At 42.5% G+C, this 12,242-nt stretch carries 11 protein-coding genes; 7 read left to right on the forward strand and 4 right to left on the reverse strand.

What is annotated here, in order from left to right:
* Positions 1-12 precede the first annotated feature (12 nt).
* The 6 genes from KHS38_RS10005 to KHS38_RS10030 all read left to right on the forward strand — a co-directional run bounded on the left by KHS38_RS10005 (position 13) and on the right by KHS38_RS10030 (position 10,000).
* Positions 13-1,722: a RagB/SusD family nutrient uptake outer membrane protein gene (locus tag KHS38_RS10005; RefSeq protein WP_213488421.1), complete on the forward strand. Its 1,710-nt coding sequence runs from the start codon at positions 13-15 to the stop codon at positions 1,720-1,722.
* 37 nt (positions 1,723-1,759) lie between these two features.
* Entirely contained in the window at positions 1,760-4,879 is a 3,120-nt protein-coding gene (locus tag KHS38_RS10010; RefSeq protein WP_213488422.1) for a SusC/RagA family TonB-linked outer membrane protein, read from the forward strand.
* 101 nt (positions 4,880-4,980) lie between these two features.
* A complete protein-coding gene (locus tag KHS38_RS10015; protein ID WP_213488423.1) occupies positions 4,981-6,153 on the forward strand; it encodes a prolipoprotein diacylglyceryl transferase in 1,173 nt (390 codons plus the stop codon).
* Positions 6,154-6,177: 24 nt separating this feature from the next.
* On the forward strand, positions 6,178-7,383 hold the full coding sequence (locus KHS38_RS10020; RefSeq protein WP_213488424.1) for a DUF5005 domain-containing protein: 1,206 nt from the start codon (positions 6,178-6,180) through the stop codon (positions 7,381-7,383).
* A gap of 160 nt (positions 7,384-7,543) precedes the next feature.
* Positions 7,544-8,659: a LacI family DNA-binding transcriptional regulator gene (locus KHS38_RS10025; protein WP_213488425.1), complete on the forward strand. Its 1,116-nt coding sequence runs from the start codon at positions 7,544-7,546 to the stop codon at positions 8,657-8,659.
* Positions 8,660-9,190: 531 nt separating this feature from the next.
* Positions 9,191-10,000, forward strand: coding sequence for a class I SAM-dependent methyltransferase (locus tag KHS38_RS10030; protein WP_213488426.1), 810 nt, complete (start codon positions 9,191-9,193; stop codon positions 9,998-10,000).
* Positions 10,001-10,078: 78 nt separating this feature from the next.
* On the opposite strand, the gene KHS38_RS10035 is transcribed toward KHS38_RS10030, so the two are convergent.
* The 3 genes from KHS38_RS10035 to KHS38_RS10045 all read right to left on the reverse strand — a co-directional run bounded on the left by KHS38_RS10035 (position 10,079) and on the right by KHS38_RS10045 (position 11,205).
* Positions 10,079-10,240: a hypothetical protein gene (locus KHS38_RS10035; RefSeq protein ID WP_213488427.1), complete on the reverse strand. Its 162-nt coding sequence runs from the start codon at positions 10,238-10,240 to the stop codon at positions 10,079-10,081.
* A 44-nt stretch (positions 10,241-10,284) separates the two neighbouring features.
* Positions 10,285-10,449, reverse strand: a complete 165-nt coding sequence (locus KHS38_RS10040; protein WP_213488428.1) for an SDR family oxidoreductase — start codon at positions 10,447-10,449, stop codon at positions 10,285-10,287.
* Between the two features lie 96 nt (positions 10,450-10,545).
* Positions 10,546-11,205: an NAD(P)-dependent oxidoreductase gene (locus tag KHS38_RS10045; protein ID WP_213488429.1), complete on the reverse strand. Its 660-nt coding sequence runs from the start codon at positions 11,203-11,205 to the stop codon at positions 10,546-10,548.
* Between the two features lie 118 nt (positions 11,206-11,323).
* Between KHS38_RS10045 and KHS38_RS10050 the strand changes: the two genes are divergently transcribed.
* A complete protein-coding gene (locus KHS38_RS10050) occupies positions 11,324-11,671 on the forward strand; it encodes a winged helix-turn-helix transcriptional regulator (protein ID WP_213488430.1) in 348 nt (115 codons plus the stop codon).
* Between the two features lie 123 nt (positions 11,672-11,794).
* Here the strand turns inward: KHS38_RS10050 and KHS38_RS10055 are convergent, their stop codons facing one another.
* Positions 11,795-12,229, reverse strand: a complete 435-nt coding sequence (locus tag KHS38_RS10055) for a tautomerase family protein (RefSeq protein ID WP_213488431.1) — start codon at positions 12,227-12,229, stop codon at positions 11,795-11,797.
* Positions 12,230-12,242 lie beyond the last annotated feature (13 nt).

Here is a 12,242-nt window from a genome sequence, read left to right on the forward strand (position 1 = left end):
AAAGCCTATAACATGAAAAGATATAGAAGCGCAATAATTGCCCTGGTAGGTATCCTAATACTTATTAGCGGTTGCAAAAAATATGAACAGTTTCCGGTAGATAAGGTAACCATTAATTATGTATTCGATCCTAAAGATTCGGCAGGTGTAAATGCACAAGCCTTTTTGTACGGCGTTTACGCAAAGCTTAAAAACGGGCATAATCGTGTAGGCAACGATTATCTGGATGCCGCTTCTGATGATGCTGTATCATCGTCCATAAGCGCAACGGCTAACGTAACCGTACTTTCTACAGCGGCATTCAATTCATACACCGTGCCGGGTGATGAGAATGTATGGGGTTATTATTACCAGGGCATCCGCAGCGCTAATGAATTTATTACGAATATAGATGTGGTGCCGGTGTTAGCCAAATACAAAGGCTACTCGATAAAATACTTATGGAAAAGCGAAGCCCGCTTTTTAAGGGCAATGTTTTATTTTGAACTGGTTAAGCGTTACGGCGGGGTGCCGCTGCTGGGCAATAAGGTATTTGCACTTAATGATAATGTGGCCCTGCCCCGTAATTCATTTGCCGATTGCATTAATTACATTGCTGGTGAGTGCGATGCTATTAAAGATACCTTACTAACCTATCCGGTTCAGTTTCCGAATGCGGATAGTCATCGCGCTACCCAGGGTGCCGCCATGGCTTTAAAAGCCCGTGTGCTGTTATATGCAGCCAGCCCACTTTTTAATGGCGGTAATATTGATGCCGGCAACCCCCTAACGGGTTATACTGATTTTAGTGCCGCCCGCTGGACGCAGGCTGCTGCTGCTGCTAAGGCTGTAATAGACTTACAGGCGTACAAACTGCTTGATAATTATAAAGATATCTTCCTGACACAGAATAATCCTGAAATTATCTTTTTCAGACAGGGCGATTTTGGATCGGCCATTGAAAACGTGAATGGGCCGATAGGCTTTAACAATGCAGGGGGAAGAGGGCAAACCAGCCCTTCGCAGGATTTGGCTAATGCCTTCCCGATGAACAATGGTTTGGCTATCACCGATCCGGCATCGGGGTACGATATCAATAATCCTTACAACAACCGCGACCCTCGCTTTACTTATAACCTGCTATACAACGGCGCCCCGTGGCTTAATACGCAGTTGCAAATTTACGAGGGCGGCCAAAGCAAGCCCAATGGCAGTTTGCAGCAAACCCGCACCGGGTATTATATGCGCAAATTTATGGGCAATTTCGAAAACACCAGTAATTACAGTACCCATAACGAAGACTGGATAATTTTGCGGTATGCCGATATTTTATTGGCTTATGCAGAGGCCCAAAACGAAGCCACTGGCCCTACCAGCGATGTTTATAATGCTTTGATCAGCATCAGGAAACGAGCCGGTATCCAGGCAGGCACCAATAACTTATATGGTCTTAAAGCTGGCATAACCCAGGACGAGATGCGCATGGCTATTCAAAATGAGCGGCGTGTAGAACTGGCTTTTGAGGAAAGCCGCTACTGGGACATCAGACGTTGGAAAATTGCCCAAACCGTAATGAACCAGCCCCGCACAGGCGTATCTATTTCCAAGGCGGGATCCAGCCTTACTTACAATTATAATACTGTTTTGGCCACTAAGTTTCAGGCGCCCAAAATGTATTTGTATCCCATTCCGTACGATGAGGTATTGAAAAACCCAAACATGAAGCAAAACCCCGGTTGGTAGTTTTTTTACAGTTGAAACATTTTATAACCAAGAAACAATGAGAAGAATATTACTTTTCGTTCTATACATAGGGCTGCTGCTACCGGTGGCATTATATGCGCAAAACCGAACGGTTACCGGTACCATCAGAGATGTGGGCGGTGTATTGCCCGGCGCATCCATCGTGGAGAAAGGTGTGCCCGGCAACGGCACAGTAACTAATACCAATGGTAAATTCACCATTACGTTAAAAGGCCGGTCAAACGTGTTGGTGGTGCGGTTTGTGGGCTATGTAGCGCAGGAGGTTCCGGTAAAAACGGGCAAGCCGCTGGATGTTATTCTGCAAATCAACAGCAATGGCCTGGATGAGGTATCGGTGGTAGCTTATGGTACCAAAAAGCGTATTACCAATACCGGTTCAGTTAGCTCCATATCAGCAGCCGATATTCGTACCGTACCTACAGCCAACGTGCAAAATGCCCTTACTGGTAAATTGCCCGGATTCTTTTCACAGCAAAGCTCGGGTCAGCCAGGTCGTGATGCTTCCGACTTTTTCATTCGTGGCGTTAGTTCGCTTAATCCCGGCGGTAACCGTCCGTTAATTATTGTGGATGACATAGAGTATACTTACGAACAGTTGCAGCAAATTAACGTGAATGAGATTGAAAGTATTTCCATCCTGAAAGATGCTTCCAGTACGGCTATTTATGGTATTAAAGGCGCCAATGGCGTACTGGTAGTTGCTACCCGCCGTGGCAAAGGTGGCGCTCCACAGGTTAATCTACGTGTAGAAAACGGTATACAGGCACCAACTAAAGTACCTAAGTTTTTAGACTCTTATAACTCCGCACTGCTTATCAACGAAGCAGAACGTAACGACGGTACGCCGGAAACTTTTACCCAAGCTGATTTAGAAGCCTTTAAAAACGGGACAGACCCTTACGGGCACCCGAATGTAAACTGGTACGATGCTATTTTCAAAAAGTTTTCTTATCAGGCTAACGCAAACCTGGATATCTCGGGCGGCACCAATGCGCTTAAATACTTTATATCGGGTGGTGCATTAAGTCAGAACGGTTTGGTAAAAGATTTTGCAGATCCGCAAAGTTTGGTCAATACCAATTATTATTTCAGAAGATACAATTTCCGGTCGAACCTGGATTTAAAAGCCAATAAGAACCTCGATTTTCGTTTAGATGTTAGTACGCGCTTTTCAGATCTAAATCAGCCATTTAACCAGAATGCGGTAGGAGAGGTGTACAACTTCGGAAAAATAACACCGTTTACGGCACCTTACATTAATCCTAACGGTACGTATTCGTACGCCTATTCTTCTTTCAACCCCGAACACTTGCCTACGCTGAATGCCAGGCTGGCTACCGGTGGGTACCAGCACGCAAGAAGAACGGATTTTAACGTGCTGTTCGGCACAACTGAAAAGCTCGACGATTTAATCCCCGGGTTATCGGCAACAGCGCGTGTAGCTTACTCAAGCGTGGAGCAGTTTACCAAGCAAATTTTTAACGGCGGAATTCCGGCTTATCATTACGATGCGGCCAATAATCGCTATACTTTGCGCCCGGGAGCCACTTATGTGTATGATACTTATGCCTTAACAGGTAATACCGATATCAACACCAATAATTACAATGTGCAGTTGTATGCCAACTATGATCGTACTTTTAACAATGCGCACCATTTTAATGGGTTGGTGCTGTTCAACCAGCAATCGCAAACTTACTTTGCCAACGTATTTCTCGATGGCTCACTGGTAGCCGTACCGCAAAAGTTTCGTGGCTTTTCGGGCAAACTGGGGTATGATTACAAGCAGAAATACCTGTTTGAGTTTAACATAGCTCGCAACGGCACCGATCGTTTTGCCGAAAATCATCGCTTCGGTACCTTCCCTGCATTAAGTATAGGTTACAACCTGGCTAAAGAATCTTTCTTTTCCAAAATGTTTCCAACTTTCAGCCTGTTTAAATTAAGAGGAAGCTACGGGATAGTAGGTTCCGATGCCGCACCGGGCAACCGTTATGTTTATAACCAGGTTTACACGCCCGGATTCGGGTATAATTTTGGTGAAACGGTTCAGAATTACAACAGCTTTGCGGAAGGATCATTAAGCAACAGTAATGTAGTGTGGGAGCGTGCAAAAAAGCTGGACATTGGTTTAGATGTGAACCTGCTGCATGATAAAGTTTCTGCCACTATTGACTATTTTCATGATATCCGGTTCGACCAGCTCATCACACCTGGTAGTGTACCCCAGATTTTAGGCGTAGGTCTGCCGGCTGTAAATATCGGCCGCACGCTTAACCAAGGTATCGACGGGCAAATCAGTTACCATGATAATATTGGTAAACTGCAGTTTAACACCTCGTTTGTGTTTTCTTACGCCAAAAACAAAATTTTATACTTTGATGAACCTACACCGGCTTACGCTAATCTGGCCAGAACAGGGCAGTCTATCAACCAGCCGTTTGGTTATCATTACTTGGGCTTTTATACGGCACAGGATATTGCCGCCATTAAGGCTTACCAGGCTGCACACGGAGGCTCAAACACAGGTAACTCTATTGCTACACCCATTACCAGCACACCTCTGCAACCTGGCGATTTAAGATATGAAGATTTGAACGGCGATGGTATTATTGATGCTTTTGACCAAAAGCCGATTGGACATCCCAATTTAACCAATACCACGCTGGGCTTAAATCTGCAGGCTGGCTATAAAGGATTTAGCGTAAGTTTGTTATTGCAAGGTGCATTTAATTACAGCTTTGCTGTAGTAGGTACAGGTATCGAGCCCTTCCAGAGCCAGTTTCAGCCTATTCACCTGGAAAGGTGGACTCCTGAAAACAGCGTAAATGCAACTTTTCCGAGGCTTACAATGGATAAAAACTCAATTAACAGCCCAAGTTTTTATATGTCTGATTTTTGGCTTATCAACGCCTATTACATCCGTATTAAAACGGTAGATATTGGCTACCAGTTGCCAACGAAATGGCTGCCTTTCCATATGCACAACGCCCGTCTTTATTTTAGCGGTTACAATTTGTTTACTTTTGATAACTATCGTAAGTATCAGCAAGACCCTGAAGTTTCAACCAATACGGCCGGTGATGCTTACATTAACCAGCGGGTGGTTAACGTGGGTATACAAATTGGTCTTTGATGTATTAAGCCTGATTGTACAAAGGCTGATATACTAACCAGTGTGAGCCTTTGTTACTTTGCAGCGATATTTTATATTCACTGTATATGATGCCTTTGTAAATGTTTCCTACCATCAATGATTTGCTGGCGTATTTATTTGATTTCCGGGTGCCGTTTCCGGTGCAAACGTTTGGTTTTTTTGTAGCCGTTGCTTTTTGGGCCGCATACCAAGTGTTTACAGCCGAGTTTAAAAGATACGAAGCTGTAGGTAAGATACATGCTTTTACAAAACAAGAGCTTGTAGGTACGCCAGCCTCGGTAGCCGATATTGTAGTTAACTTTTTGCTGGGATTTTTATTAGGATACAAAGCGGGCGGCGCAATATGGCAGTATGCAGCATTTCAATACAATCCGCGTAATTATGTTCTTTCATGGCAGGGTTACTGGCCGGTTGGTATGGTGGTAGGCTGCTTGTTTGCGCTTTGGGTGTATATCGATCATAAAAAGAAAATATTGCCTGTACCCGAGCTGATTCAGAAAACGGTACATCCTTACCAGTTAATGGGCCGAATTGTACTGGCCGTAGGCGTTGCCGGCGTTTTAGGCTCAAAGTTGTTTGACATCATTGAGCATTGGGAACTATTTGCTTACAACCCGTTAAATACCTTGTTTAACAGCACCGGCTTTGCTTATTACGGCGGACTGATTTTTGGTGCGTTAACCTATTTGTATATTGGGCATGTACATGGCATGAAACTGGTTCACCTGGCCGATATTGGCTCGCCGGGTATGATGCTGGCCTATGGTGTTGGTCGCATTGGCTGCCAGCTTGCGGGCGATGGGGATTGGGGAATTATAAACAATTGGCCTAAGCCGATTCTCTTTCAGTTGCTGCCCGATTGGATGTGGTCTTTTCGCTTTCCGCATAATGCTATCAATGCAGGTGTGCCCATTATGGTGTGTAATGGCAACTATTGCAACCAGTTGGTGCAAGGCGTGTATCCAACTTCTTTTTATGAAGCTGTATTGTGCATCGGTTTTTTTGTGCTGATGTGGGTATTTAGAAAAAGCATTATTACGCCAGGCCTCATGTTTTTCATTTATCTTGTTTTAAACGGTGCCGAGCGCTTTTTGATAGAAATTATCCGTATCAACCACAAATACACAATGGCCAATATTAGCCTAACGCAAGCACAGTTTATTGGTATGCTCATGATAGCAGGCGGATTGGTAGGATTTAGCAGCTTAATTTTAAAGTATAAAGTTTTGCAAAACAGTAAAAAGCTATCATAAATTTGATAACTATTGATTTTTAATATGGCTATTTTGATAAAGAGGGCGGCTTTAATTGCATGGGCCAGTATAGGAATAATATGTTTAAGCCCACCAGTTCTTAAAGCTCAAACCTCAAAAACCGCAGATTTAACCTACATTAATTTTACGGTTGAAAGGGCTCCCGATTGGTCTGACTTGTTTAGGCGGTATGAGGGTTGGTTTGGTGGCGATGGTATTTACACCATTCCGCTCAATGGTCGCGAGCACGTTACTGCCGGTAATCAGCAGCAAACGCTTTTTATTTTTAGCGACAGTATGGTAGGGCAGGTAACCGACAGTGTCATGCTGCCGGGCTATAAAATGATTCATAATTCAGTAGCTTACCTTACCGGCAATAAACCTCTGGCTTCAAAAATGAAGTTTTACTGGAACCTGGATAAGCATAAAGCGCCGGAGCCGGTTTTTACGCCCCGTACGCCCAAAACGGTATCGGGCGATTATTACTGGCTGGGAGATGGTTTTGTTAATACCGAAATGAATAATGCCATTTACATTTTTGGCTACCGGGTACATAATGTAAGTAACGAGGCTTTCGGTTTTCGAGAGGTTGGTAATACCCTGATTAAAATAGCTGCAAATGAACGTGCGCCTTTTGCCGGCTACAAAGAAATGGACACCCCGTTTTATTTAGATAATAACGGTGAGATAGGTTCATTCGGGGCTGGGGTATATATAAATACGGTTAAAGCCGGTGCTCCGGCTCCAGACGGTTACATTTATGTTTATGGTGTAAAAGGCATGGCAAAGCAGCTGTTGGTAGCACGTGTAAAACCTGCAGATTTTGAGCGTTTTGCCAAATGGAAGTTTTGGGATGGCCGCAATTGGGTAGCCGATATGCATAAAGCTGTGGTGCTTACCGACAGTGTATCAAACGAGCTGAGCGTTACTGCACTACCCGATGGGCGTTACGCACTGATTTTTCAGGAAGGCGGAATGGGTAAGTATGTGGCCATGCGTATAGGTGCCAGCCCGGCCGGTCCATTTGGCCCCATCATACGAATATGGGACTGTAGTAACGATTTGCAACAGAAAACGCATGTAGTATACAATGCAAAGGCACACCCCAGTTTATCTGCTCCCGGCGAATTGCTTATCAGCTACAATATCAACTCCGTGGAATTTATTAAGGATTTAAATAAAGACCCACACTTGTATCGCCCCCGGTTTATCAGGTTGAGAATAAAATAACATACTAGCTCGCAATGATTTGAGGGATAACGGCGAAAAGTTGATATATTGATGCTAGTTTTGTATCCGCTTTCATTCACTTAAGCACTAAATAAAGCTTGCTAAAGCGGATTATCTAAATTAAATTGTTACTTTCATTAAAATCAAAAATAGTCCCTTCGTGAGTAAAAAGTTGTCCATTGCAGATATAGCCAGTCGGCTAAACATTTCAAAAACGACGGTATCCTTCATTTTAAATGGACGTGCGCAAGAAAAGCGGATCAGCGAAAAACTGGTTAAGCAGGTAACAGATTACATTGCAGAGGTTGGTTATAAACCCAATGCACTGGCCCAAAGCCTGGCCACCGGAAAATCCAACATTATAGGGCTGATGGTTGAAGATATTTCCAATCCTTTTTTTGCCACCATTGCCCGCTTAATTGAGGACAGAGCTTATGAAAACGGGTATAAAATAGTTTATTGCAGCACCGACAACGACACCGAGCGTGCCCGTGAGCAGCTTAAAATATTTCAGGACAGGCATGTAGACGGTTATATTATTGCCCCACCGCCCGATATAGAGGCAGATATAGAACAGCTAATTAAGCAAGGTTTTCCGGTTGTGCTTTTTGATAGATACCTGCCCAAGGTGAATACCGATTATGTAGTAGTGGATAATTACTACAGCACTTACAACGCCACCCGTAAACTGATTGAAAGTGGACACAAAAAGATAGCTTTCATTACTTTTTTGTCTGAGCAAACGCAGATGCAGGAGCGGCGTTTAGGATATGAAACGGCAATTAAAGAGTTTAAACTGAAGCCGAATCTTAAAGAAATAAAATTTCACAGAAATGAGGAGTTGATTAATGAACCGCTTTTTTCTTATTTAAAAAAGAACCGCGCGCTTGACGCTGTATTATTCGGTACAGACCATATTGGCACCTGCGGCCTGAAGATGATAAAAAAGCTGGGGCTAAAGATTCCAGACGACCTTGCCGTAATATCGTTTGATGATTATTCTTTGTTCGAATTGTATTCGGTAACGGCTATCGGTCAGCCTATAGTAGAGATTGCCGATCATATCATTACCCTTTTATTAAAAAAGCTGAACAAAACGCAATCGTCCTCTACCCAAAAAATGACGCTGTCTACTTACCTTGCAGAAAGAGAGTCTGCACCTTTTACAAATGTTGGTATAGCCAAAAAGCAATCAAAGGCTGCCATTCATCAAAAGGATAACGGCAGCATTACCACAGTTAGCACTGGTAAGGATAATAAAGGCAGTGAGTTGTAAATTACGGAAGGATGCTTATTTATCAAAAATCTTTATTTTATTCATTATAACTGCCAGATAGAATTTTAGTGTAGAGACCGCAATAGTCAATTAGAATACTTGTTAAAGGTTAATTCTCATTGTGAGTAAAAAATTGATAACTCTATCTGTTTTTTATTTGAGGATTGTATTGATCATTTTGGTATTAACTATACAATTAGCTTTATTTCATTTTGGATACGTAACTTCATACGCTACTTAGTAAGGATTGCCCATCGTTGTAGCGTGGCTCTAGTTGTACCTTCTTTTGCCAACATTACATTAAAAGGATCAGCAATGATATGGTTGGCAATGCATCCGGTTATATGTTCTACATTACAAAAAATATTTGGTGCATGCGGAATAGCATTGATAGGCGGCCTGTTCTATCATATGATAAAAGGGTATATTGAATTTGACGCTTAAAGCTTACTTACCTTCAAGATGTGCATATTAGAGCGGCGTATGCATAGGTGTAGTTTAGCTGTTATTTAAAGAAACAATTGAAGGAAAATGAACAAAGAGAAGAATTATATAGAAATTAACCGACAGTCCTGGAACAATAAAACCGACGCTCATTTGAAGTCGGAATTTTATGACCATAACAATTTTTTAAAAGGGAAAACGTCACTAAATAACATCGAACTAGACTTACTTGGGGATGTAACTGGGAAAGAAATTTTGCATTTACAGTGTCATTTCGGGCAAGATACAATTTCATTGAGCAGACTTGGGGCAGAAACCACCGGGGTGGATTTTTCTGACAAAGCCATCGAAAACGCAAAAAAGATTGCAGAAGATACAAAGTCAAATGCGACCTTCATTTGTTGCGACATTTATGACTTGCCAAACTATTTGGACAAAAAATTTGACTTAGTTTTTACAAGTTATGGAACAATTGGGTGGTTACCTGACTTAGAAAAATGGGCGAAAATTGTTTCCGAATATTTAAAACCTAATGGGCAGTTTGTTTTTGTAGAATTTCATCCAGTAGTTTGGATGTTTGACGATGTCTTTGAAAAAATCGGTTATAGATATTTTAATTCTGGTGCAATTGTGGAATCTGAAAGTGGAACGTATGCAGACAAAAGTGCCGATATAACACAAGAATATGTAGTGTGGAATCACGGACTGAGCGAAGTAATTAATAACCTGATTAAAAGCGGACTTGAAATACAAAGTCTCGATGAATATGATTATTCACCTTATAACTGTTTTAACAAGACCATAGAATTTGAGCCTAAAAAATATCGAATTGAGCATCTGGAAAATAAGATTCCGATGGTTTATTCGATAGTAGCAAAAAAGAAAAACAACAGCTAACAATATTAAATTCAAGACTTTGGATACATATCAAAGTTTGCGCTTATCTAAATATTCTTTTAGGATCTTTTCTACGAGTTAATGAAAGGCCAGTACATCGGTACCGCTCTCCAGATTGGCGTCAATACTGCTTAAGTGTACTACTTTTTTAAGAACAGCTTCTGCATAATTACCAGCGAACTTATGTGCTTCAACCATTGAGCGTATTTCAGGATCAAAGTAGTTAAACTGTGGTCGCATGCAGTAAACGGCATCTGCATTAGTGAAAGTGTTGGTAAGAAAATTTACGTTTCCAGGGCGCCGATGGCTGCCTTCACGCCCAGCACTTCAATGTCTTTTGCCCTTGCTGGCTTGCTGCTGATTACCGTAACTGCGTGGCCCTGCTGAACTAATATTTGCGCAAGTGGTTTGCCAATATTTCCTAAAGAATCTGTTAATACAACCTTCATGGTATCTTATGTTTAATGTTTGATAAAAGGTCACTGATATGCTGATGTGTGGATTAGCCGATTAAAGCTTTGTGTTAGCTATTTAAAGGTTGTGCTTTAAGCATGTTCCGATAGGATAGGGGTTTTACCGATTAAAGAAGCGTCATCAATACAGTCTACCAGAAATTTGGCAAGCAGTGAGCGGCTGATATGAAACGGCGAAGGTGTTTTATGATAAGAGACGACCAACTTTTTAAGTTCGGTTCCGTTGGTTAATGCTACCGGCCTGGCTATGGTCCAGTCCAGGTCCGACTGCTGTAATAAAGTTTCCTGACGGGTGTGATCGGCAAATACGATTTTAAAATTAGTAATCCGGATTATCAGCCGCATGTACCAGGGTGCAAGATTAAACGAGTTGCCAGCCCCGATAGATGAAAGCGTGATGATTCTTCTGACATGATTCGCCTTCATGCTATCTATCGCGTTACGGATGGTAGTTTCCAACACATGCGGCGGCTCGATTTTTTTGAAGCTGAAACTTTCTTTTTCTGACAGGGCGCTCAATGCGCTGATTACGGCATCGCAACCTTTCATCGCAAGCCGAACGTCGTTAGCGTCCGTAGGAGACCCTTTAATGACGGTCAATTGCGGAGATTGTACCTTTATCTTGTCCGGGCTTCTAACCAAAGCCACTACCGAATAACCTTTTTCCAAGGCATAATTTATGACGAGGCCGCCGGTTCTACCGGTTGCACCAAACAGTAATATCTTTCTCATGTAATCACCTTTTTATTATATTTAGGTGTATGCAAACCTATGTATATTTGCTAACCAATGGTTATTACTAACCTAAAGGTTAGCACTAACTTTTCCGTTAGCAAACATTTACTTAAACATGAGCAAAAAGGAAGGAAACATTTGTACCCCGGCAGATTTACTGGCAGTTAAAGATGCATTACAAGTGCTTAGCGGTCATTGGAAACTGCAGATTTTGATCGTTTTGTTTAGCGGCCCCAAACGCTTCAAGGAAATCACCAGAGAAATTGAGGGTATCAGTGATAAGATGCTATCGAAAGAGTTAAAGGATCTGGAAGAGAACTCGCTGGTAAAACGAACAGTGCATGACACGTTTCCTCCAAAAGTAGAGTATGAGGTAACGAAACATACCGAATCCCTTGATAACGTGATCACAGCGCTTAAGGATTGGGGGCGTGTACACAGGCGCGTGATTACGGGGAAATAAGAAAGCTCAGCAAGTTGTAGGCTAATCAAGCAATCTCTCGTTGCTCCGCTTGTAGTATTTGATATAAGCTGTTTGCTTTTAGATAAGTAAGGCACCCAAAGTGAAATGGGTGCCTTACTTGTTTTACATTGGTTTTACATCTACGGAAGGAAGGCGCATGTCTTGAAGCTTAATTGTTTTACCGGACACACCCCAGTTGGTGTCTGGAACGTCTCTGATAATGATATATACAGGGGCAGGGGCATCAGGCACTACTGCTGCATGTTTGTGAATACAGGCCGTAAGGTTTTCAATAAGCAGTTGCTTGGCTGCCACATCTAGCCCACCTGCAAACGCATTAACCTCCAGGCTAATAACCTTGGTTTCTGTAGAACTACCGCCTTGGTAAACATTGGCCATTGCATATTCCTGTATATAAATCCAGCACGTGCTGCGAACAAAGGGGGTATCCGGTAAGCCCTCCACTCGCAAGGCCAACGTAGTTAATTCGGCTGCCAGTTCGTTTTTAGCTGCTGCCGAAAAAGTTTCGGCCGGGAAATGCAGATACATTAAAGGCATAATATATGATTGG

Source organism: Mucilaginibacter sp. Bleaf8 (genome assembly GCF_018390515.1).
GTDB lineage: Bacteria > Bacteroidota > Bacteroidia > Sphingobacteriales > Sphingobacteriaceae > Mucilaginibacter.